This window comes from Marinobacter lipolyticus SM19, from assembly GCF_000397065.2.
GTDB classification, from domain to species: domain Bacteria; phylum Pseudomonadota; class Gammaproteobacteria; order Pseudomonadales; family Oleiphilaceae; genus Marinobacter; species Marinobacter lipolyticus.
The window spans coordinates 351921-375184 of sequence record NZ_KE007326.1; the positions used below are offsets into that span (position 1 = coordinate 351921).

Annotated in this window: 24 protein-coding genes; 7 read left to right on the plus strand and 17 right to left on the minus strand. The window is 57.1% G+C overall.

The genetic code is table 11. The features are described from left to right. Window positions 1-13: 13 nt before the first annotated feature. The 4 genes from MARLIPOL_RS13710 to rpoE are packed head-to-tail and all read right to left on the minus strand — an operon-like array spanning window position 14 to window position 2814. Window positions 14-478, minus strand: coding sequence for a SoxR reducing system RseC family protein (locus tag MARLIPOL_RS13710; protein WP_012138805.1), 465 nt, complete (start codon window positions 476-478; stop codon window positions 14-16). After that, window positions 475-1524, minus strand: a complete 1050-nt coding sequence (locus MARLIPOL_RS13715) for a MucB/RseB C-terminal domain-containing protein (RefSeq protein ID WP_012138806.1) — start codon at window positions 1522-1524, stop codon at window positions 475-477. The genes MARLIPOL_RS13710 and MARLIPOL_RS13715 overlap by 4 nt, the downstream gene beginning before the upstream one ends. Before the next feature lie 21 nt (window positions 1525-1545). Continuing rightward, window positions 1546-2112 (minus strand): sigma-E factor negative regulatory protein, encoded by a 567-nt coding sequence (locus MARLIPOL_RS13720; RefSeq protein ID WP_012138807.1) that lies wholly within the window; start codon window positions 2110-2112, stop codon window positions 1546-1548. A gap of 15 nt (window positions 2113-2127) precedes the next feature. Further along, on the minus strand, window positions 2128-2814 hold the full coding sequence (gene rpoE, locus MARLIPOL_RS13725) for an RNA polymerase sigma factor RpoE (protein ID WP_012138808.1): 687 nt from the start codon (window positions 2812-2814) through the stop codon (window positions 2128-2130). 130 nt (window positions 2815-2944) lie between these two features. Between rpoE and nadB the strand changes: the two genes are divergently transcribed. From nadB to MARLIPOL_RS13750, 5 genes are all read left to right on the plus strand, one after another. After that, a complete protein-coding gene (gene nadB / locus MARLIPOL_RS13730) occupies window positions 2945-4549 on the plus strand; it encodes an L-aspartate oxidase (RefSeq protein ID WP_012138809.1) in 1605 nt (534 codons plus the stop codon). A 29-nt stretch (window positions 4550-4578) separates the two neighbouring features. Then, a complete protein-coding gene (locus MARLIPOL_RS13735; RefSeq protein ID WP_012138810.1) occupies window positions 4579-4833 on the plus strand; it encodes an FAD assembly factor SdhE in 255 nt (84 codons plus the stop codon). Beyond that, window positions 4817-5167, plus strand: a complete 351-nt coding sequence (locus MARLIPOL_RS13740) for a hypothetical protein (RefSeq protein ID WP_012138811.1) — start codon at window positions 4817-4819, stop codon at window positions 5165-5167. The genes MARLIPOL_RS13735 and MARLIPOL_RS13740 overlap by 17 nt, the downstream gene beginning before the upstream one ends. Window positions 5168-5182: 15 nt before the next feature. Further along, on the plus strand, window positions 5183-6181 hold the full coding sequence (gene ygfZ / locus MARLIPOL_RS13745) for a CAF17-like 4Fe-4S cluster assembly/insertion protein YgfZ (protein ID WP_012138812.1): 999 nt from the start codon (window positions 5183-5185) through the stop codon (window positions 6179-6181). Window positions 6182-6261: 80 nt separating this feature from the next. Then, entirely contained in the window at window positions 6262-7095 is an 834-nt protein-coding gene (locus MARLIPOL_RS13750) for an HDOD domain-containing protein (protein WP_012138813.1), read from the plus strand. Between the two features lie 161 nt (window positions 7096-7256). Here MARLIPOL_RS13750 and ung read toward each other — a convergent pair whose 3' ends face one another. From ung to ffh, 13 genes are all read right to left on the minus strand, one after another. Beyond that, window positions 7257-7997, minus strand: coding sequence for a uracil-DNA glycosylase (gene ung / locus MARLIPOL_RS13755; protein ID WP_012138814.1), 741 nt, complete (start codon window positions 7995-7997; stop codon window positions 7257-7259). A 3-nt stretch (window positions 7998-8000) separates the two neighbouring features. Beyond that, entirely contained in the window at window positions 8001-9533 is a 1533-nt protein-coding gene (gene lysS, locus MARLIPOL_RS13760) for a lysine--tRNA ligase (RefSeq protein ID WP_012138816.1), read from the minus strand. A 53-nt stretch (window positions 9534-9586) separates the two neighbouring features. Next, window positions 9587-10682 (minus strand): peptide chain release factor 2 gene (prfB, locus tag MARLIPOL_RS13765; RefSeq protein WP_145768790.1). Its coding sequence is split into 2 segments (ribosomal slippage): window positions 9587-10609 and window positions 10611-10682, totalling 1095 coding nucleotides; the frame shifts between segments, so codons are not numbered across the junction. Window positions 10683-10949: 267 nt separating this feature from the next. Further along, window positions 10950-12686 (minus strand): single-stranded-DNA-specific exonuclease RecJ, encoded by a 1737-nt coding sequence (gene recJ / locus MARLIPOL_RS13770; RefSeq protein ID WP_012138819.1) that lies wholly within the window; start codon window positions 12684-12686, stop codon window positions 10950-10952. Window positions 12687-12692: 6 nt separating this feature from the next. After that, window positions 12693-14093: a threonine synthase gene (thrC, locus tag MARLIPOL_RS13775; protein WP_012138820.1), complete on the minus strand. Its 1401-nt coding sequence runs from the start codon at window positions 14091-14093 to the stop codon at window positions 12693-12695. 11 nt (window positions 14094-14104) lie between these two features. Next, on the minus strand, window positions 14105-15406 hold the full coding sequence (locus MARLIPOL_RS13780) for a homoserine dehydrogenase (RefSeq protein ID WP_012138821.1): 1302 nt from the start codon (window positions 15404-15406) through the stop codon (window positions 14105-14107). Window positions 15407-15562: 156 nt separating this feature from the next. Further along, entirely contained in the window at window positions 15563-16285 is a 723-nt protein-coding gene (locus tag MARLIPOL_RS13785) for a DsbC family protein (protein WP_036191880.1), read from the minus strand. A gap of 151 nt (window positions 16286-16436) precedes the next feature. After that, a complete protein-coding gene (gene xerD, locus MARLIPOL_RS13790; RefSeq protein WP_012138824.1) occupies window positions 16437-17369 on the minus strand; it encodes a site-specific tyrosine recombinase XerD in 933 nt (310 codons plus the stop codon). 108 nt (window positions 17370-17477) lie between these two features. Further along, entirely contained in the window at window positions 17478-17834 is a 357-nt protein-coding gene (gene rplS, locus MARLIPOL_RS13795; protein ID WP_012138825.1) for a 50S ribosomal protein L19, read from the minus strand. A 24-nt stretch (window positions 17835-17858) separates the two neighbouring features. After that, window positions 17859-18617, minus strand: coding sequence for a tRNA (guanosine(37)-N1)-methyltransferase TrmD (gene trmD / locus MARLIPOL_RS13800; protein WP_012138826.1), 759 nt, complete (start codon window positions 18615-18617; stop codon window positions 17859-17861). Window positions 18618-18619: 2 nt separating this feature from the next. Then, window positions 18620-19147 carry a ribosome maturation factor RimM gene (rimM, locus tag MARLIPOL_RS13805; protein WP_012138827.1) on the minus strand — a complete coding sequence of 176 codons (528 nt, stop codon included), beginning with the start codon at window positions 19145-19147 and terminating at the stop codon, window positions 18620-18622. A gap of 27 nt (window positions 19148-19174) precedes the next feature. Next, window positions 19175-19414 (minus strand): 30S ribosomal protein S16, encoded by a 240-nt coding sequence (rpsP, locus tag MARLIPOL_RS13810; RefSeq protein ID WP_012138828.1) that lies wholly within the window; start codon window positions 19412-19414, stop codon window positions 19175-19177. Between the two features lie 163 nt (window positions 19415-19577). Then, the gene (ffh, locus tag MARLIPOL_RS13815) at window positions 19578-20966 is read right to left on the minus strand and encodes a signal recognition particle protein (protein ID WP_012138829.1); all 1389 of its coding nucleotides are present in this window, start codon (window positions 20964-20966) and stop codon (window positions 19578-19580) included. Between the two features lie 179 nt (window positions 20967-21145). Here ffh and MARLIPOL_RS13820 point away from each other — a divergent pair, with 179 nt between their 5' ends. Continuing rightward, a complete protein-coding gene (locus tag MARLIPOL_RS13820) occupies window positions 21146-21946 on the plus strand; it encodes a cytochrome C assembly family protein (protein ID WP_012138830.1) in 801 nt (266 codons plus the stop codon). After that, window positions 21943-23220: an HlyC/CorC family transporter gene (locus tag MARLIPOL_RS13825; protein ID WP_012138831.1), complete on the plus strand. Its 1278-nt coding sequence runs from the start codon at window positions 21943-21945 to the stop codon at window positions 23218-23220. The genes MARLIPOL_RS13820 and MARLIPOL_RS13825 overlap by 4 nt, the downstream gene beginning before the upstream one ends. Window positions 23221-23264 lie beyond the last annotated feature (44 nt).

A 23264-nucleotide genomic window follows, 5' to 3' on the forward strand; every position in this document is an offset into this window, starting at 1 on the left:
CGCGATTTTCAACTTACAAAACGGTAGGGTTTGTAGGCACGTTCTCATCAATGCCAGGGATAATCCGGATCAGCCGGGGCTCGAAACGATGAATGGATCGGCGCTGCAACCAACGAACCAGGGTAAACCCCCCCACCAGACCGATAAGGGCGCCGGCGATGGCCATAAGATCCTGCCCACCGGCGCCGTGACCCAGAATGGCTCCTGCCACCATCAATAACAGTGGCACGGCATAGACCAGCAGAGACGCCCGTAACAGGGCCGCCTCATCAATCGCCAAAGTCACCTCGTCACCCACCCGCGCTTCCAGCTCGTTGGTCACCAAAACCTGATTGGCACGACCACCCGTCGCACCTGCCAGTGCACGCTGACCGCACCCATGCCGCGCAGCACAGCTCTGACAGGCACTGTTACGTATCGTCTGCACCCAGGCCCGATCACCGTCAATTGCAACCACTTTTCCGTTTTCAGTAATCATCGTCTGGCCGTCTCATACGCCTTGGCATCATTTACCTCTACGGATTCCGCGACTTTTTTCGCTGTTGCAGGGGGCACTTCACCGACAACCGTCACCATGAATAGACGACCCTCTACAGTAAACTGGTTGATATATACGGTCGTGGCTCCGATCCGCGATGCACCTGTGGGCATGGAAATTCGCCCCGCCGGTTCAACAAATACGGAGAAGGCTGCCAGACCGTCTGAAAAAGCCACAGCCTGACCATTGCCGGAACGTGGTGCAGCCGCTGGCACAAAGCCCTCAGGGTGCCAGCGCAGCACCCAACCATCCATCCTCGGCGACTGGGAGGACTGAGCAGAATCACCCAATGTGCGCTCCACCTCTTTGCCCTGTGACTGCACTTCAAATTCACTGTCCGGCAAGCGGTCAGTAATTTCCAGGCTGGTGAACTGAAAATGCTCCAGAACCTCATCGGTAACCGACCGCACATGGCTCTTTACCAACAGCCCGGTCGATTTCTCAAGCCATAGCCGGTGACTGTAGCGATGTTCATCTCGCGCCCTGAGCGCAATTTTGACCACATCGTAACCGGCCACCCGGTCTTCTCCCATCAACTCCGGACTGTACCAGCGGATTACCGGCATCAGCTGGCTTGAAAATGCCTCGGCAAAAGGACCGGAGGGAATCACCTGATCCAGCTGGACCCGCCCCTGGTCGGGCAACACGCAAACCACCCGCATGCCCTTACGAACGATTTCACCACTGCCACCATCCTGAAGCACCAAGCGTTCCTCAACGACTCCATCGCGGTACCGATGGGCAATTTTAAGGGAGCTGACCTGATCACCACGGGCATAGACAAACACGCCGCGATAGGACGTCATGTTGAGGGCCGGTCCCAAATGAGCCAGCCACTGTTCAGCAGATTGAGGAAGATTCCCGGCAGAGGCTGAAGATTCCTCACTGACTGCAACCGCCGACCAGGTCAGAAAAAAGGTAGCGACCACCAGAAAACAGAATCTGTGCCCCTTCGAGTAGCGGGTAAGTGCCAGCCAATTCAACATCAACCCTTTCACTCCTGAATACTAGTAAGCCGGCTCAGATGCACTGACTAACCGGGCGTAGCCAACGGATCCCCGCCCAGCCCCGACGCTATTATGCTGTGCATGTTCAAGAAGGTATCGACTCAAATGCTCCCACTGTTCCTCATCCAGACCTTGCAGGGCAACTTCCTGCACTTTGTCTTCCGCACTTTCAGACACCTCAGGTGCGCCGGAACTGAGACCACCGGCAACCTGCCGTTCCGGTGCAGATGAGTCCCAGCCGGCACCAACACCAAACCCCACAATAAGGGCCAGGCTAACCATAGCCACCGCCGGCCAGCGCCAGCTCCCAGAGGGCTTGATTTCCACCGCCCTGTTTTCGGAACCGGTGGTTTCGCCGCTTTCAAGCACGCGCCTCACACCAACACTGACATCAATCACATCTTCCGGAACCTGGCGCCGGTGCATAACATCTCTCACCTGTTGCCATCGCTGCCACTGGGAGCGCACATCGTTCTGCTCACCATGGGACAACAGCCGCCGGACTGAAAGCTCATCCGCTTCGTCATCCATCATGGCCGACAGTGTTTCTCTGAGACGATCATCCATGGGATGCAACCTCATTCACGTCAGGGAATTATTAAGCAATGGCCCGAGCTGTCGGTCTACAGCATCCCGGGCTCTGAAAATACGGGACCGGACAGTGCCAATGGGGCACTCCAGTATGCGTGCGATATCCTCATAACTCAGGCCATCATATTCTCTGAGCAGAAAAGCCGATCGGAGTTCCTCGGGAAGGTTTGATATCGCCCTGCCCAGCTCCTGTTGCAGCTGTTCTCGCTGGAGCAGCTTCTCCGGCGATGCGTTATCCCGAAGCCTGGAACCATCCTCGAAATTCTCAGCTTCGGTCACGTCGGCGCTGCCTTGAGGGCGGCGCCCACGGGACTCCAGGAAGTTCTTTGCCGTGTTGACAGCAATGCGGTAAAGCCAGGTATAGAATGCGCTGTCACCACGAAACCGCTCCATCGCCCGAAAGGCCTTCACAAAGGTCTCCTGGGTCAGGTCCAGCACTTCCTGGCTGTCGTAGACATACCGACTGATGATCGAGGCCACGCGGGACTGATACTTGACGACCAGGAGATCAAACGCCGCCCGGTCACCATGACGCACCTTACGTACGAGCTGGAGGTCGGTCTGGCTGTCGGGGATCTCTCCCTTGTATTGATCAGTATCCGGTGTCATGGACGGATTGCCGGGGCGTTCATAGTCGATGGCCAGCTGGCCTGCCTGCCTCGATTTGGTTTTCGTCATGATGCTGTCCGGTGTCCACGTCAAGAGCGGGCATTGGCCATTCTGGCCCTGCCCTCGTCAGGGCAAATAGACAGCAAGCGTAAAGTTTAGTTCAATACACATCCACATTATGGCCCGCGATAACGACCCAATGCCACAATCTCATGAATACGATGTACTGATTATCGGTAGCGGCGCAGCCGGACTGACTGTCGCCCTTAACCTGCCGGAACACCTGAATGTCTGCGTCGTTAGCAAGGCCGACATCAGCAGCGGAGCAACGCTCTGGGCACAGGGCGGTATTGCGGCGGTGCTGGATGACAACGATTCTCTGGAAAACCATATTCAGGATACGTTGAGTGCCGGCGGCGGCTTGTGTCATGAGGACGCCGTGCGGTTCACCGTAGAGCATGGCAAGGAAAGCATCAACTGGTTAATCGAATCGGGCGTGGATTTCACCCGTGACGAACACGCCCAGTATCACCTGACCCGCGAGGGCGGGCATAGCCATCGACGTATCATCCATGCAGCGGATGCCACCGGACACGCGGTTTCAACGACCCTGGCGTCCCAGGCTCAATCGCGCACCAATATCACCCTGATATCCGGTCGGGTGGCGGTGGACCTTATCACTAATCGAAAACTGTCACTACCGGGCAATCGCTGCGTTGGGGCCTACGTTCTCAATGTGGAAGACAACCACGTCGAGCTGGTCCGGGCCCGCTTTACCGTGATTGCCACCGGCGGTGCCAGCAAGGCCTATCGCTATACCACAAACCCGGACGGCGCATCCGGCGACGGCATCGCTATGGCCTGGCGCGCGGGCTGCAGGGTCTCCAACATGGAGTTCAACCAGTTCCACCCGACGTGCCTTTACCACCCTCATGCCAAATCCTTCCTTATCACCGAAGCGGTGCGGGGGGAAGGTGGCGTGCTCAAGCTTCCGGACGGCAGCCGGTTCATGGACCGGTTCGACAAGCGCGGTGAACTGGCCCCCAGGGATATCGTTGCCCGTGCCATCGACCATGAGATGAAACGCCTGGGTGCCGATCACCTTTACCTGGACATCAGCCACAAACCGGCTGATTTCATCAAGCATCACTTCCCGACGATTTACGAAAAATGTCTTGAGTTCGGAATCGACATCACCACACAACCTATCCCCGTGGTGCCAGCGGCACATTACACGTGTGGCGGAATTGTCAGTGATGAACGAGCCCGCACCGATATCAACCAGCTTTACGTAGTTGGTGAAGCCGCATTTACCGGTTTGCATGGCGCCAACCGCATGGCCAGCAACTCCCTGCTGGAGTGTCTGGTTTATGGTCGCGCAGCCGCCGAAGATATCGCCCGACGGGAGGCACACATCCCGCCACCACCTCCGGTGCCTGACTGGGATGAAAGTCAGGTGAGGGATTCCGACGAAGACGTGGTAATCTCCCACAACTGGGATGAACTGCGACACTTCATGTGGGATTACGTTGGTATTGTAAGGACCACCAAGCGCCTGCAACGGGCGAAGCATCGCGTTGATCTGCTTTCCAGGGAAATTGGTGAGTTCTACAGCAATTACCGGGTCACCAATGACTTGCTTGAACTGCGCAACCTGGTCACCGTATCGGACCTGATCATCTGCTCGGCGCTTCAGCGCAAAGAGAGTCGCGGTCTTCATTACACCCTGGATTACCCGGGATTGCTCAACGAACCGCGGGACACGTTATTGGTTCCGACAACATACAGAACGCTATCACCCTGACACATCCGACCAGCGGAAAGAGAAACTGAATGTCTGACAACACCGAATACAAACGGCTGTGGTGGCATAGCCGCCGCGGAATGCTCGAACTGGACGTTTTGCTGATTCCTTTCGTGGAAGAGGCATATCCCGAACTGTCTGCAGAAGACCAGGCACGTTATGAAAAACTGCTGACCTGCGAAGACACCGACATGTTTGAATGGTTCATGCAGCGCAGCCGTCCCGAAGATCCCGACCTTCAGCGCATCGTGGATATGATCCTGAATCGTGTCCAACCGGATTAAGCTGCGCCTTCGGCCTTCAGCTACCCACCAATGGCTGCGAAGCATACTGCGGGGGGTCAACTCCGTTGCGGAACTCACCCTGGAACAGGATCAACTCCACGCCTACTTCGACTCAGGAATCAGTTATCCGGTTTTCGTCACGGGCGAAAGCCGCATCGGTCCCCGGCTGACACTCTTGAAAATTCGTGCATCCGACACCAGATCTGGTTCACGCCTGGTGGTTTTGGCCAACTTTGGCCCGGAATTTCGCAATGTCGATCCGACTGAATTCCGTCGTTTGCGGATGTGGCTAAGACTAGGCCAAAGCAACCGTCCCCTCGTCAGCAACACCTAAAACCGGGAGCGCTCAATGACAGACCCTTCGACCCTGGTCGCCAGCCAACCGCTGCCGGCTTCAGCATGGGCAATACTTGAGGATCAGCGTATCCTCCGCATAACTGGCCCGGGTACCGACAAGTTTCTCCAGGGCCAGTTCAGCCAGAACCTGGAGGATGTCACCCCATCTTTTTCACCCCGCGCTGCGGCCAGCACCCCGAAAGGCAGAGCCTATTGCCTGACACGCATGGTGCGTGACGGGGATGACGTGCTGCTCGCACTGCCGGAAGACCTGACAGATCACATCACCAGTCAATTGCGTAAATACCTGATGCTGTTTCGTGGTACGTCCATGGAGGTTGTCGACAATGGCCGCATCCTGGGCATTCTGGGTGACGGGTTGCCCCGGCAGCTTGGTGAAGATATCGCCAGTCAGCTTAATACCCCGGGCGACAGTGTTGTGGTCGGCCAACACCACCTGATCAGGACCCAGGATACCGCTGACAAATTGCCCCGATTTGAACTCTGGCAATTGGGTGACCTTTCGCCAGCGCAGGCGGAGGCCTTCGAGTCCTCTGAGCAAACCAACCAGGTCAACTGGCAGGCATCGGAAATCGCGGCCGGCATTGCCAGACTCACCCCCAGCTCCCTGGAAGCCTACGTTCCCCAAATGCTGAACTGGCAACACGTACAGGGTGTTCACTTCAAGAAAGGCTGCTATACGGGTCAGGAAGTCATTGCCCGAATGCATTTCCTCGGCCAACTCAAAAAAAGCCTGTTTCGCTTTTCCGGCGCCGGCGTGGATACTGCCCCTGAGTGCGGAACCGCTATCAGGGTCGGTGATAAAACCGTCGGCGAGGTGGTCAACTCCGTTCGTCTGGCAGACACGTCCGTACAGTGCCTGGCCGTTGTCCGGCACAATGCCGTCGCGGGCCCGCTACACCTCGACAACCATCCGGACATCACACTGGAGCGACTGCCCCTCCCTTATTCGGTGCCGGAGCAGCAACAATCCGATACGACAGATACATAAGTTGACAGGCTTTCCGGCGAGTTTTTGCTATAAAGTACTTCATATTATGAATACTTAAAGACGACGGACCTCAACTGACCATGTCGAACATTGTTGAAACCATCAAAAATGATCTGATCAGTGCGATCGAAAATGACAATCTGGTCCTGCCAACACTTCCGGAAGTGGCCCTGCAGGTACGGGAGATTGCCGAGTCAGAGGACTCCGCCATTCTGGATCTGGTCAAAGTCATTAGCAACGACACGGCCTTGTCTGCCCGTATCATCCGGGTGTGCAACAGCCCGCTGTTCCGTGGCAGTCGTGCTATTGAGAACCTCAACATGGCGGTCGGCCGCCTGGGCATGGCCTATACCAGTAATCTGGCGATGGGGCTTGCCATGGAGCAGATGTTCCAGGCCACCTCTGACATGATCGACAAGCGCCTGAGGGCAACCTGGCAGACCAGTACTGAAGTGGCCGGTGTGTGTCACGTTCTGGCCCAGCACTACACCCGGCTGAAGCCGGACCAGGCCACATTGGCCGGCCTTGTCCATCTGATCGGTGTTTTGCCAATCCTGCGGTACGTTGAAGATCGTGATATTCAGATCAGCAGTATCATGCTCGACAATGTCGTTGATCAGCTGCATCCTCGTATCGGGAATCTGATCCTGAAGAAATGGGATTTCCCGGCGGATCTCCAATCCGTGCCGCTGGAATACGCCAATTTCCAGCGTGAGGTACCGGCCGCGGATTACGCTGATCTGGTCATGGTGGCCAATCTGCAGTTGGTGGCCGGCTCGGATCATCCCTGGACCGAGATGGACTGGAAGAGCATTTCTGCTTTTGACCGGCTGGGGCTTGATCCCGAGGTGGACATGAGCGAGGAGGAAGATCTCAACGCTCAGATGGAAGCGGCGATGGCTTTGCTTCAGTAACTTCTGGCTTTCGAGGCTGGTCCCGGGGCCGGGGTACTTTTTCTTCGGGAAAAGAACTCGCTTCGCTCAGACACCTTTATCCTGTCAGAAAAAGTACCCCGGCCCCGTGACCGATCTGACTCTTTCCTACGCTGTCCGTGCGCAAGAATCTCTGTTCCTGGCTAAGATTCTTTTTTGGAGTAGCGTTCAAGCAGGTCGGATTTTGTTGGTAGCGACCAGTCCACGGGCTGCAGGCCTTCCTGCTTCAACCAGTCGTTAGCACGAGAGAAATGCTTGCAGCCGAAGAAACCACGGTAGGCGCTCAGTGGTGAGGGGTGAGGACCATCCAGCACATGATGGCGGCTGCGATCGATGTGCTGACCTTTCTTTTTAGCGTAGCTTCCCCAGAGCAGGAACACGACGCCTTGTCGTTCCCGGTTGATGGTTTCGATGACCTTGTCGGTGAAGGCTTCCCAGCCTTTGCCCTGATGGGCGCCGGCCTGCCCCTGAACCACCGTCAGGACACTGTTAAGCAGCAACACACCCTGCTCCGCCCAAGGCTGCAGGCAGCCGTGGTCCGGCGGCTCGATGCCCAGGTCTTCGCGGATTTCCTTGAAGATGTTTACCAGCGATGGTGGCGGCGGCACGTTCGGGCGGACGGAAAAGCACAGGCCATGGGCCTGGCCGGGGCCGTGGTAGGGATCCTGTCCGAGAATGACCACACGCACCTTGTCCAGCGGCGTGCTGTTGAGGGCATTGAAGCAATGATGGCTGGCCGGAAACAGGGTTTTGCCGGCCTGTTCTTCGGTGGCCAGGAACTCCGCCAGCTTCTGCATGTAGGGCTGGCGGAATTCCTGTGAGAGATGCTCGCTCCAGCCCCGGTCGGGCCTGAGCTGGCTGGCCAGTACCTCCACCGGGGACATGGGTTACTCCTCGCCCTTCCGGGCTTCTGCCTTGTGCTCCGGGCGCATGGCAGGGAACAGGATGACGTCGCGGATGGACGGTGAGTCGGTCAGCAGCATGGCCAGGCGATCGATACCGATACCCTCACCCGCGGTGGGCGGCAGGCCGTATTCCAGGGCCATGACGTAGTCTTCGTCGTAGAACATGGCTTCGTCGTCGCCGGCGTCTTTCTCGGCAACCTGGGCCTGGAATCGCTCGGCCTGGTCCTCGGCGTCGTTAAGCTCGGAGAAGCCGTTGGCGATTTCGCGGCCACCGACGAAGAACTCGAAGCGTTCGGTGACGAACGGATCGCTGTCCTTGCACCGGGCCAGCGGCGACACTTCTTTCGGGTATTCGGTAATGAACGTGGGCTGCATCAGACGGTGCTCCGCCGTCGCCTCGAAGATCTCGATCTGTACCTTGCCCAGACCCCAGCCATCCTTGAGGTGAATTCCCAAGTCCTTTGCAACCTGGCGGGCGCTCTCTTCGTTCGCCAGCTGCTCGGCCTTGATGTCGGGGTTGTAGCGCAGAATCGCGTCAACCACCGTCAGACGATCGAACGGCTTGCCAAAATCGTATTCGATGGTTTCTTCCTGACCATCTTTCAGAGTGCGGGTATTCACTACCGTCGTCGTCCCCAACACCTTGTCGGTGATGGTGCGCAGCATATCTTCGGTCAGGTCCATCAGATCGTTGTAATCAGCGTATGCCTGGTAAAACTCGACCATGGTGAATTCCGGATTATGACGGGTGGAAAGCCCCTCATTACGGAAGTTACGGTTGATTTCAAACACTCGCTCGAAACCACCAACCACCAGGCGCTTGAGGAACAGCTCAGGCGCGATACGCAGGTACATGTCGATGCCCAGCGCATTGTGATGGGTCACGAAAGGCCGTGCCGTCGCGCCACCGGGAATTACCTGCAGCATCGGGGTCTCCACTTCCATGTAATCCCGGTCGGTGAAATACTGACGCATGGCGCTTATGATTTTCGAGCGCGCGTAGAATACCCGGCGACTGTCCTCGTTTACCATCAGGTCGACGTAGCGGTGACGGTAGCGGGCTTCAGTGTCGGTCAGCCCTTTGTGTTTTTCCGGCAGCGGGCGCAGGGACTTGGTGAGCAGTGTGTACTCGTCCATGCTCACGTACAGGTCGCCCTTGCCGGACTTGCACAAGATGCCACGCACGCCGACGATATCCCCGAGATCCCAGTGTTTGGTGTCTTTCTGGACATCCTTGGAGGCGTAGATCTGGATACGGCCAGTCATGTCCTGAACCACCTTGAACGCCTTGCGATCCAGCATCATGCGGCCGGCGATGGCCACCTGGATACCCATCTCCGCCAGCTCTTCCTTGCTTTTGTCCCCGTACTTGGCCTGCAGTTCGGCGGCAGTGGCATCACGGCGGAAGTCATTAGGGAAAGCATTGCCCTGCTCACGCAAGTCCGACAGCTTGGCGCGACGCTCGGCAATCAGCTTGTTGTCCTCGTGCGGTGCATTCTGGGTTTGTTCAGTCATGTTGGCTCACTAAAAATCGGGAGTTGTCCGGGTTAGCGTGGCGAAGGCGCTGATTACAGCGCCATCTTCAGGCTGGCTTCGATAAATTTGTCGATGTCACCGTCCAGCACCGACTGGGTATTGCTGGTTTCGACCTTGGTGCGCAGATCCTTGATGCGACTGTCGTCGAGCACGTAGGAGCGGATCTGGCTACCCCAGCCGATATCGGCTTTGGCATCTTCGGCTTTCTGCTTTTCGGCGTTGCGTTCCTGCATCTCACGTTCAAAGAGTTTGGCCTTGAGCTGCTTCATGGCCTGGTCTTTGTTCTGATGCTGACTGCGCCCGGCCTGACAGGCCACCACAATCCCGGTGGGATTGTGGGTCAGACGTACCGCGGACTCGGTCCGGTTTACGTGCTGACCACCCGCACCGGACGCACGGTATACGTCAACGCGCAGATCAGACGGGTTAATTTCTATTTCAAAACTGTCGTCCACTTCCGGCGATACAAACACGGAAGAGAAGGAGGTGTGGCGACGGTTGCCGGAATCAAACGGCGACTTCCTCACCAGACGATGGACACCCGTCTCGGTGCGCAACCAGCCGTAGGCATAGTCGCCCTGGATGTGGATGGTGGCACTCTTGATGCCTGCCACTTCCCCTTCCTGCAGTTCGACAATTTCTGCTTTGAAGCCACGACGTTCCGCCCAGCGCAGGTACATGCGCAACAACATGTTGCCCCAGTCCTGGGCTTCGGTGCCGCCTGAGCCGGCCTGGATGTCCAGGTAGGCGTTGTTGGCATCCATTTCGCCGGAGAACATGCGGCGGAACTCGAGCTTTTCGAGATCTTTGTCGAGGCCTTCCAGATCCGCTTCGATTTCGCCAACGGTGCCTTCGTCCTCTTCCTCGGCGGCGATTTCCAGCAGGCCTTCGGCGTCTTCGAGGCCGGAGGTGAGGTTGTCGATGGTGCGCACGATCAACTCAAGGTCCGAACGCTCCTTACCCAGTGCCTGAGCGCGCTCGGGATCGTCCCACACCGTGGGCATTTCCAGTTCCCGTTCTACTTCGACCAGTCGTTCACTACGCTGATCGTAGTCAAAGATACCCCCTGAGCGCTTCGGTGCGCTCACGAAGGTCTTTAATCTTCGTCACAATGGGATTAATTTCCATGAAACCCTTACTCGCTCTTGAAAATGGAGAGTAAAAACAGAGGCGGAATTCTACCGGAATTCTGATTGTAAATCAGCCTGGGGATTTGTTTGCTTCGGAGTTGGTTCCGGGGTGGGGGTCGCTTTTCTTTCGGGAAAAGAACTCGCTGCGCTCAGACACCTTTGTCCCTGCAGAAAAGCAACCCCCACCCCGGAACCGGCAGACTTTTGTGCCAGCCCTCCAGGGTTGTCGGATTACGCTTTGCTAATCCGACAAACCAACCGGAAATCATGAGTTCAGTGGCTCCAGATAATCCACCAACAGTTGGAGGTTGGTTCGCCCTCTGAAGGTATTGGCATCTGGCTTGTAAACTACCCTGGCCCCGGTTTTGGTGTAGTCGGGCACTTCTGGCCCGGTATTGAAGGCAATGCCATCAACGATCCCACTGCCATCAGCGGGCTGCAACACCAGCTTCAGGTGGTTTTCGCCGACGATGCGCTGGCTGACGACGCGGAATTCTCCGTCGAACAGCGGCTCGGGAAAGTGCTGACCCCAGGGACCGGCTCGCTTGAGCAGGGTGGCGGTGTCCAGGCACAGCTCCTGACTGTTCAGCGGGCCGTCGGTAACGATGGCGGCTTCCAGATCTTCTGGGGTGAGCGTGTCCCGCACGGCTTTGTCGAAGGCTTCGCAGAAGGTGTCCAGATCTTCCCTGGCCAGGGTCATGCCGGCAGCCATGGCGTGACCGCCGTATTTCTTCATCAGGCCGGGATGACGTGAGTCAACCACTGCCAGGGCATCGCGGATGTGCAGGCCGGGAATGGAGCGGGCGGAGCCTTTAATCTCTTCGCCGTTATCATCGGCGGCAAACGCGACTGTCGGGCGGTTGGTTTGTTCGCGGATACGGGCGGCGAGTATGCCGATGACACCCTGATGCCACTCCGGATCATACAACGCCAGCCCCCAGGGCAAGCCTTCCAGATCCAGTGACATGGACGCCAGAAGATCCTGGGCCTGGGCTTTCATGTCCTTTTCGATGGTGCGGCGCTCGCGGTTGAAGGTATCCAGGTCCCTGGCCAGCCTGCGCGCTTCATCCGGGCTGTCCGCCAACAGGCAGGCAATGCCGATGCTCATGTCATCAAGCCGGCCCGCAGCGTTCAGGCGAGGGCCGACCACGAAGCCAAGGTCGGTGGAGCTGATGGCGGTGTGATCGCGGCCCGCCACTTCCAGCAGCGCCAGAATCCCCGGGCGGGCCTCGCCCTGACGAATCCGGCGCAGGCCCTGCTCGACGAAGATCCGGTTGTTGTGATCCAGCGGTACCACGTCCGCCACGGTCCCCAGCGCCACCAGATCCAGCAAGGTGCCAAGGTTGGGCTGCGGCTCCGGCAGTCTGCCCTGCTCCCGCAAATGCTTGCGCAATGCCGTCAGCACATAGAACATCACGCCCACACCGGCGGCGTTTTTGCTGAGGAACGGGCAACCCGGCTGATTGGGGTTCACGATGGCATCGGCGTCCGGCAGGGTCTCGCCTGCCAGGTGGTGATCGGTGATGACCACCCGGATGCCCAATTCTTTCGCTGCCCGGACACCCTCAATGGCCGAAATGCCATTGTCTACGGTGACCATCAGGTCCGGGAGTTCATCCTCATCTTTCAGCCGATGAATGATGCCGGGAGTCAGGCCATAGCCGTCAGCAAACCGGCTAGGCACCCGGAAGTCGACACTTTTCAGTCCCAGCATGGAGAGACCGAGCATGGCGACGGCGGTGCTGGTGGCGCCGTCAGCGTCGAAATCGCCCAGAATCATGACCCGCTGCTCGCCTGCAATCGCTTCAGCCAGCAGCTCCACCGCCCGGTCGATGCCGCGCAACTCCATCGGTGAGGCCAGATGTTTCAGGGTATAGCTCAGCTGTTCGTCGGAGGTAACGCCGCGTGCGGCGTATAGACGGCGAAGCAAGGGGGGCAGGTTTTGCCCCCAACCCGGAACGGAATCGGGCTGGGGGCGGCGCAGGATCTTTTTGGGTGTCATACCGGGTCAGGTATTCTTCCAGTTCTCGGCGATGAATTCCTGAACGCCCGCAATGTTGTTGTCCAGCACCGTGTAACGCTCTTCCCTTTCAAACAGGTCCGCCATATGGGCCGGCAGTTCAGGCTTGATGGTCAAGCCGGATTCCGCAATGGCATCCGGGAACTTGGCCGGGTGGGCGGTGCCCAACGTAATCATCGGTACCGCCTTGTCACGGCGACAGTTCCGGGCCGCGCGTACACCGATGGCGGTGTGTGGATCCAGCAGATATTCATTCTGCTCATAGATTTCGCGAATGGTGTCGCAGGTGGTCTTGTCATCCACCGCGTCGCTATCGAACAGCTTGCGCGCGTGTTTCCAGCGGTATTCCTCGATGCTCACCGGGCCCTTGGCGGCATTTTCCAGGAGCAGTTTGACTGCGGCACCGTCACGACCGTGCAAATCAAACAGCAGACGCTCGAAGTTACTGGAAACCATGATATCCATGCTCGGCGACAGTGTGTGCTCGAGCTGGTGCTGCTCGTACTTGTTGCCGCTCATGAAGCGATGAAGAATATCGTTGCGGTTGGTGGCAATCACCAGTTGGGAAATCGGCAGGCCCATTTTCTTCGCCAGGTAGCCAGCGAAAATATCACCGAAATTACCCGTGGGCACCGAGAACGCCATGCTGCGATCCGGACCGCCCAGCGCCAGTGACGCCTGGAAGTAATAGACGATCTGGGCCATGATTCGCGCCCAGTTAATGGAGTTCACCGCCGCCAACTGGGTCTTGCCGCCCAGGAACGACTGGTTCCCGAAGCTTTCTTTCACCATACGCTGACAGTCGTCGAAATTGCCACGTACCGCAATATTATGAATGTTGTCGCCCTTGACCGTCGTCATCTGGCGACGCTGCACCTCGGACACGCGCTCGTGCGGGTGCAGGATAAAAATATCGACATGCTCGCAACGGCGGCAGCCCTCAATCGCAGCGGAACCGGTATCCCCGGAGGTCGCGCCCATGATCACCACGTGCTGCTTGCGTTTCTCCAGCACGTAATCCAGCAGCCGACCCAACAGTTGCAGGGCAAAATCCTTGAACGCCAGGGTCGGGCCACGGAACAGCTCTAACACCCATTCATTGGTGTCGAGCTGAACCAGCGGTGCAACGGACTGATGGGCAAACACGCTGTAGGTCTCATCCAACATCGTGTGGAAGTCATCTTCCGGAATGGCGTCGTCCACGAACGGGTACATTACCTTGAACGCCAGTTCGCTGTAGGACAGGCCACGCCAGCTGCGGATTTCTTCCAGACTGAAATGAGGCAGTGACTCGGGAACATACAGGCCACCATCAGTGGCCAGCCCGGTCAGCAGAACGTCTTCAAACCCCAGGGCGGGAGCTTCCCCCCGTGTACTGATGTATCTCACGTGCGTACCTGTCAGTTAAAGTTTTCGGCGCGGATGCGAACAACCTGACCATCGATGTCCGTCAGGGCTTCCAGCTCCTCAATAGCGCGATTCACCTGGCGCTCCTGGACCGTGTGGGTCAGGATGATCACCGGAATACGACCGTCTTTCAGCTCGGACTCCTTCTGCATGATCGACTCGATATTGATGCCATGCTCGCTGAGAATCGAGGCAACCTTGGCCAGCACCCCCGGGTGATCCATTGCGGTAATGCGCAGGTAATACGCCGACTGGATATCCTCCATCGGCAGCACACCCAGGTCTTCCAGCGCGGACGGATCAAAGCCAAGGTACGGTACCCGCTGGGAGCTTCCCGATGACACGGTACGGGCAACATCGACAATATCAGCAATGACCGCAGAGGCGGTTGCCTCGTCACCTGCGCCCGGGCCGTAGTACATGGTCTGGCCCACGGCGTCGCCATCCACCAGTACGGCGTTGAGTACGCCATCCACCTGGGCAATCAGGTGGCTCCGCGGCACCAGGGTCGGATGCACACGCAGTTCAATGCCATCCTCACGGCGACGCGCAATACCAAGATGCTTGATCCGATAGCCCAGCAGCTCCGCGTGAGCAATATCGTAAGGCGTGATCTGCGAGATCCCCTCGGTATAGGCCCTTTCGAACTGCAGCGGCACACCAAAACCGGCGGAGGCCAGAATGGTCAGTTTGTGTGCGGCGTCGATACCCTCAACATCAAAGGTCGGGTCGGCTTCGGCATACCCCAGATCCTGGGCTTCCTTCAGAACTTCCGCAAACTCACGGCCTGCACGCATCTCGGTCAGGATGTAGTTGCCGGTGCCGTTGATGATGCCGGCAATCCAATCGATACGGTTGGCAGCCATGCCCTCGCGAACCGATTTGATCACTGGAATGCCACCTGCAACGCCCGCTTCATAGGCAACAATAACGTTGGCCTTTTCAGCCGCCTCAAAAATCTCGTTACCGTGGACAGCAATCAGGGCCTTATTGGCCGTGACCACGTGCTTGCCATTCTTGATGGCAGCCAGCACCAGCTCCCGGGCCGCTTCATACCCACCGATCAACTCCACCACAACATCGATGTCGGGGTCGTTGATGACGTCGAAAATGTCGGTGCTGAACGGAATACCGCCCATATCAATATCTTCCCGGGGGGTACGGCTCGCCACCCGGCCAATCCGGATATTGCAGCCGGCACGGCCCGCAATGATTTTGGCGTTTCGGGTCAATACATTGAATGTACCGCCGCCAACGGTTCCCAATCCGCAGATTCCGACACTGACGTCTTTCAAACTTTCACCTCTGATCCCGCTTGGGGGTGCTGATGGGTTTTCTTGGGGTTGTATCGAGAGGCCATAGTATACCGATTAAGGGCACGCTGAATAAGCCCCGCATCGTCGCTATGGCATTTCGTTCAGGATGCCGGATATGCTCCGGCATCCGCGGTGTTATAGCAGGCCTAGCCCTTCAGCCAGTTTCCGGGCCGGAACGTAGCCACGAACCATGTTACCGTCCTCCAGCACAATAGCAGGCGTTCCAGTGACACCAACCTGCCCCCCCAGATTGAACTGATCCCTGACCGGATTCTCGCAGGTACCGGCATCAACCGGCTTTCCGGTCTTGGCCGCGTTCATGGCTGCCTGCTGATCATCACTGCACCAGACCGACACGTACTTATTGAAAGAAGGCGTGTTTGGACCGGAACGGGGGAAACCGTAGTAGTGAACGGTGATGCCGTAGCTATTGATCTCGCCCATCTCGGCATGCAGCTTACGGCAATATGGGCAATCAATATCGGTAAAGACGGCAATTTCCGCCTTTTCTTCACCATCAGCGGGATAGCTGATCACTCCCCTGGCACCAAACTCTTCCATCTGGGACTTGCGCACGATGGCCCGATTCTTTTCCGACACGTTGGCAATACCATTATCGGTTACCTGCAACAGATCCCCTGTCAGCAGATAGCCACCATCCCGGGTGGTGTAGATGGTGTCACCGTTATTGCTGTATACCTCATACAGACCGGGCGCCTCGGACTCGCGAACCTCAGTCACTTTAAGGCCCGGGATGGCCGTTGTGAGCCGCTCGGCGATGCGGTCCTCCGTCTCCCCGGCCATCGCGACCTGTCCGCCGACCACCACCAAGGCGACTGCCAGGGTGAATTCAAACATTTTTCTGACCAACATAATGTCTTCCGCTTTCGGTTGTTGTTCAAGCCTGGAAGTTCCCCAGGCCTACTCGCTCAAACTACTGCGACACTCTGATGACGTTAAAGTTCAGGCCTGACTTCACGGCCACCAACCTTACCGGAAACCACACCACTCAGCCACGGGGATGATGAGATTGATGCAGCGACTGAAGGCGCTGCCGGGCTACGTGCGTGTATATCTGCGTTGTCGAGAGATCGGAGTGTCCCAGCAGCATCTGGACAACCCGCAGGTCCGCTCCATGATTCAGCAGGTGCGTCGCAAACGCGTGACGCAGGGTATGTGGAGACAAGTGCTTGTTAATACCCGCGCGCACGGCGTAATGACGGATCCGGTACCAGAACGTCTGGCGAGTCATCGCCACAGGACGATTACCCGGAAACAGCGCATCAGAAGACCGACCTTTCAGCAATTCAGAACGCCCTTCCTTCATATACTGAACCAGCCAATCCACCGCCTCTTCCCCAAGGGGCACCAGTCGCTCCTTGTTGCCCTTTCCGGTAACTCGCACCACGCCCTGGCGGAGGTTGACCTGATCCACTCGCAGTTCCGTTAACTCAGAAACACGCAATCCGCAGCCATAGAGAATTTCCATCATCGCCTTGTCACGTAACTCGATCGGCACTGCCGGATCGGGTTCAGCCAGCAACGCATCGACATCCTGCTCGGAAAGGGAGTCCGGCAAACGGCGCGGCAGGCGAGGGCTGTCAATTTGCAACGTGGGGTCTTCACTGATCACTCCTTCGCGCAGCAGATATCGATAGAAACGCCGCAATCCAGACAATCGACGTGCAGCCGTGGAGGTTTTTGCACCGTCCGCCAGCCCCCGGGATATCCACGAGAGAAGATCCGTGCGCCGCACCGCACTCAACAAGGGCCGCCCCGGTTGATCCGCCAACCACGCCGCCAAACCCTCAAGATCATTACGATAGGCCATTCGGGTTTGCTCGCCGAGTCCATCTTCCAGCCAGATGGCGTCGGTAAAGCGGGCAATCAGCGCTTCGTCATCAGGTCTGAGTTCCGGTCGGGATCTGCGTTGGGATACCATGCATGCTTCCGGGGCAAACGGTTAAGAGCCCTGTTTATATCAGTCAGACACAAAAAAGGCAGCCCACGGCTGCCTTTTTCTGAAGCACTCTGTTCAGCGCAATGCTGATCAGCCCAGCTTCTCCTTGATACGAGCTGCCTTACCAGACAGGTCGCGCAGGTAGTACAGCTTGGCCTGACGTACGTCACCACGACGCTTCACGTTGATGCTGTCGATCAACTTGGAGTGAGTCTGGAAAGTACGCTCAACACCCACGCCGTAAGAAATCTTACGCACAGTGAAGGAAGAGTTCATGCCACGGTTCCGCTTACCGATCACAACACCTTCGAACGCCTGCAGACGCTCACGGTTGCCTTCAGTTACACGAACCTGGATAACCACGGTGTCGCCCGGCGCGAACGCAGGGATTTCCTTGGTCATCTGTTCTGCTTCAAGTTGACTGATGATGTTGTTCTTGCCGCTCATCGTATGCTCCTGATACCCAATCTTTTAATGCCCTGATGATTCAGAGGCACCCGGTTCGTTCAAAATCTCTTCCAGCAGCTCACGCTCTTCGTCCGTCAACACCCGCTTTTCCAGCAGGTCGGGGCGTCGCTCCCGGGTTCGCCTCAGCGACTGCTTGAGCCGCCAACGCCGGATCTGATCATGGTGACCGCCTAACAAAACATCCGGCACCGCCTGACCTTCGTAAACCTCGGGCCGGGTGTAGTGCGGACAATCCAGCAAACCGTCGGCAAAGGAATCCTGCTCAGCCGACTGCGCATGACCCAGCGCTCCGGGGATGAGGCGTGTAACCGCATCAATGACAGCCATGGCTGCCAATTCGCCGCCAGACAGGACAAAATCCCCCAGCGACACTTCCCGATCGACTTCCGCCGATATCAGGCGCTCGTCGACCCCCTCGTAACGGCCCGCCACCAGAATCAACCGCTCTTCCGCCGCGAGGGACTCAACAACAGATTGATTCAGCGTCTCACCCTGTGGCGAGAGATAAACAACACAGGCTTTGCCAGGTGCCGACTCCCTGGCCGCATGGATCGCATCCCGCAGAGGCTGCATTTTCATCAGCATGCCAGGACCGCCACCATAGGGCCGGTCATCCACCGTGCGGTGGCGATCATGGGTGAATTCCCGCGGGTTCCAGCTCCTGAAAGTCAGCAGACCATCACGAACCGCCCTACCGGTAATACCATAATCGGTTACCGCACTGAACATTTCCGGGAACAGACTGACTGCGCCAATCCACACCCTCAGAACTCCGGGTCCCAGTCAACAACCATGCGCTTTGCGACCAGATCCACTTCGCGAACCACCTGGTCCGGAAGATAGGGAATCAGCCGTTCGCGCTGGTCGATGGAAGCCTTATTGGACTTCACCACCAGAACGTCGTTGGAGCCTGTCTCGATCAGATGATCCACCACACCCAGACATTCGTCTTCAACAGTGAAGACATCAAGCCCCTCAAGCTGGTGCCAGTAGTACTCCCCCTCGGGAAGGGCCGGCAGTTCAGCGGTCGGAACCTTGACCTCTGCACCACAATAGGTGTGAGCCAGATCACGATCATTAATACCTTTGAGCCTGACAACGATCCCCTGCCCTTGGCGGCGACCCTCCTCAAGCCTGGCCGGAATACGCTTACCGTTGAGGACCAGAGTCCAGTCAGGGTAATTCAGTATTCCTTCCCTGGGGTCGGTGTAGGAATAAACCTTAAGCCATCCCTTAACCCCAAACACCGAGGTAATCCGGCCGATCACAGTTTCCTGCGAATGCTGTGTCATGCCATCAACCCCGGTATTAAAGCGTAATTACTCAGCGCCTTTCAGCAGCTGGGCAACGCGATCAGTGGCCTGAGCACCCTGGCCCAGCCAGAACTCAACACGATCACGATCAACGCGCAGACGCTCTTCCTGACCACGGGCAACCGGGTTGAAAAAGCCGACACGCTCAATAAAACGACCGTCGCGGGATTTGCGGCTGTCGGTGACTGTCAGGTGATAGAACGGGCGCTTCTTTGAGCCGCCGCGAGCCAAACGGATTGTTACCATTTAACCAATATCCTGTTCTGTTGTACGAACTTTGTACGATTCACACCCGCCAGACAATGGCCGGCGTGAAGACCCATACTCGAAAGGGGCGCTATTCTATGCTAAAAAAGCGCCAATGAAAACAGGGAAACACAGTGAAACCCGGTTTTCTGTGTACGGCTTTCTACATACGGCCAAATGGCGGCATACCACCGCCGCCTCCACCGGGCGGCATCATACCGCCAAGGCCCCGCATCATATTGGCCATACCGCCTTTTTTACCGAACTTCTTCATCATTTTCTGCATCTGCTTGTGCTGCTTGAGCAGACGGTTCACATCCTGGATCTGGGTGCCGGACCCGGTCGCTATACGGCGCTTACGGGAGTTGTTGATGACATCCGGGTAACGACGCTCTTTCGGCGTCATGGAGCAAATGATGGCCTCCATCTGCCCCATGGACTTGTCATTCACCTGCTGCTGGGCCATTTGCGCCATCTGCCCCATACCCGGCAGCTTGTCCATCAACCCGGCAACACCACCCATGCTTTTCATCTGCTGCAACTGATCACGGAAGTCCTCAAGGTCGAACCCCTTGCCCTTCTTGATCTTCCTGGTCAGTTTCTGGGCTTTCTTCTGGTCCAGCTTGCGCTCGGCTTCTTCTATAAGGGAGAGCACATCCCCCATACCCAGAATCCGCGAGGCCACCCGATCCGGGTGGAAGGGTTCCAGGGCATCGGATTTCTCACCGATACCAAGGAACTTGATGGGCTTTCCGGTGATGTGGCGCACAGAAAGTGCCGCACCGCCGCGGGCATCACCATCGGTCTTGGTCAGTATCACACCGGTCAGCGGCAGGGCATCATTAAAAGCCTTGGCTGTATTGGCCGCATCCTGACCAGTCATGGCATCAACCACGAACAGGGTTTCGACCGGATTGACCGCCTTATGCAAGCGACCGATCTCACCCATCATCTGCTCATCCACATGCAGACGACCGGCGGTATCCAGAATCACCACATCAATATGCTTTTTCCGGGCTGCTGCAATCGCGCCCTCGGCAATGTCCACCGGATCCTGATCCGACGAGCTGGGGAAGAATTCCACCCCGACTTCACCCGCCAGGGTTTCCAACTGCCGGATCGCGGCTGGACGATAGATGTCGGCACTGACCACCATCACCGACTTTTTCTGACGGTCTTTCAGCAAGCGGGACAGCTTGGCGACGGTCGTGGTCTTACCCGCACCTTGCAGACCCGCCATCATGATCACTGCCGGAGGTTGGACGGCCAGGTTGAGGGATTCATTACCCTCGCCCATGACCCTCTCAAGCTCTTGCTGGACGACCTTTACAAACACCTGCCCCGGTGTAAGGCTGCGTTGCACTTCCTGGCCAACGGCCCGCTGGCGGACACCCTCGATAAAGTCCTTGACTACCGGCAGGGCAACGTCCGCCTCCAGCAGCGCCATTCGCACTTCGCGCAGCGTGTCCTTGATATTGTCATCGGTAAGCCGCGCCTGGCCGGAAATCTTGCGCAGGCTACCGGAAAGTCGGTCTTGGAGGTTTTCAAACATGTTGCTCTTCCGTACCCCGGATAAATTGAGTGCACAAACCACAAAGCCGGAACCCGGCTCCTTGATTCCTGTTGCATAATCGCGACATTATAACCAGACTATCGCCCTGAAACGACCAACCCGGTCAAATCGGTGACTATCCGCACCGATCCCCAGTCAGACAGTGGTTAAAGGAAGTCATGGGAACGCTGATTCTCGCGGTCACCTCTCTTTTTCTGTATAGCATCGGTACTGCCCTGCAAGCACTCAGCTTCAGGGGGCGAGTGCACACCAATGCTGCCATTACCATGCTGATTGGGCTATTGGCACTGACGGGGCACGGCTTACTGCTTGGCCAGACGGTATACCAGGAAGACAGTTTCGATTTCAGCTTCTTCCAGAGCTCCGTACTGATTTCCTGGCTGATTGTCTTTCTACTCCTCGGACTCAGCCTTCGCAAGCCAGTACAGAGCCTGTTTCTGGGCGCCTACCCGCTAGCCGGGCTTACGATCATTCTGTCACTGATCACCCATACGCCTTCCCGCCTGGTGCCGGAAGACAGCTACGGCATGCTGTCTCACATTGCACTGTCAGTGACAGCCTACAGCCTGTTCACCCTCGCCGCCATTCAGGCCACACTGCTTTACTTCCAGAATCGCCAGCTCAAGCGAAACTACAACAGCCTGCTGGTTCGCAACCTGCCACCTCTTCAGACCATGGAATCCCTGTTGTTCGAGATGGTCTGGGCCGGTGTGATCATGCTGATCCTGGCCATCGTTACCGGCGCACTGTTCGTGAAAGACCTGTTTGCCCAGGATCTTGCCCATAAAACCCTTTTCTCACTGCTATCGCTGGTGGTTTTCGTCGCCCTGCTGATCGGCCGATACACCAAAGGGTGGCGAGGCATCACTGCCAGCCGCTGGACTCTCGCGGGCTGCGCACTACTGATGCTGGCCTTTTACGGCAGCAAATTTGTACTTGAGCTGGTATTCCACCGATGAATGAAACCTCTCTCACCGTACTCTCTAGCGTATTGGTCGGGCTCATCGTTCTGTCAGCTTTTTTCTCCAGCTCCGAAACCGGAATGATGTCCCTTAACCGGTACCGGTTGAAGCATATGGCCAAAACCGGCCACAAGGGCGCCAAACGTGCTCAGGGACTTCTCCAGAGAACCGACCAGTTAATTGGCGTCATCCTCATTGGCAACAACTTTGTCAACATCCTGGCCTCCGCTATCGCCACCGTCATCGCCATCCGAATCTGGGGCGATGCGGGGATTGCGATTGCCACCATACTGCTGACACTGGTCATCCTGATATTCGCCGAGGTGACCCCGAAAACGCTTGCTGCACTATTCCCCGAGAAGATCGCTTTTCCCGCCAGCCACATACTGGGACCGTTGCTCAAGGCACTTTACCCGCTGGTGTGGGCAGTTAACCTTTTTACCGGTGCCATCCTGAAAATCCTCCGCATCTCACCGGAGGATGCCGCCAACGACCATCTGAGTCGGGAAGAGCTCCGTACAGTGGTGAACGAAGCCGGTGCGCTTATTCCCGCCAAACACAAAGACATGCTGGTCGGTATCCTGGACCTGGAAAACGTGACGGTAAACGACATCATGGTTCCCAGGAACGATGTTGTCGGAATTGACCTGGACGATGAGATGGAGACGATCCTGCGACAGCTTCGCAGCAGCCAGCACACCCGCTTGCCAGTCTACAAAGGTGACATCAACAACATTCAGGGCATTCTGCACCTGCGCAGCGCTTCAAAACTGCTGCTCCAGGAGGACATTAACAAGGCCATGATCATGCAGCTGTGCCGCGAGCCTTACTTTATCCCCGAGAGCACACCGCTAAACACCCAATTGATCAACTTCCAGAAAGGAAAGCGTCGCTTCGGGATCGTCGTGGATGAATATGGAGACGTACTCGGACTGGCCACGCTAGAAGACATTCTCGAAGAGATTATAGGTGAGTTCACCACCGATTATTCAGCGACCAGCCCCGACATCATTCCCCAGGACAACGGTACCTTCATTATTGATGGCGCGACCTCTCTCAGGGCCATCAACAAAACCCTGGGCTGGAAAATGCCCACGGACGGCCCCAAAACCCTCAATGGCCTGATCACAGAAACCCTGGAGAACATTCCCGAAACCAATGTCTGCCTGAAAGTAGCAGGCCATCGTGTCGAGGTTCTGCAGATCAAGGACAATGTAGTCAAAGCTGCCATTGTCCACCCCGGCCGCAGAAAGAAGCGCTCCCTGCTCTGATCTTCAAAGCTGAGCCACCAAGCCCCTTAGATCATACCGTTATA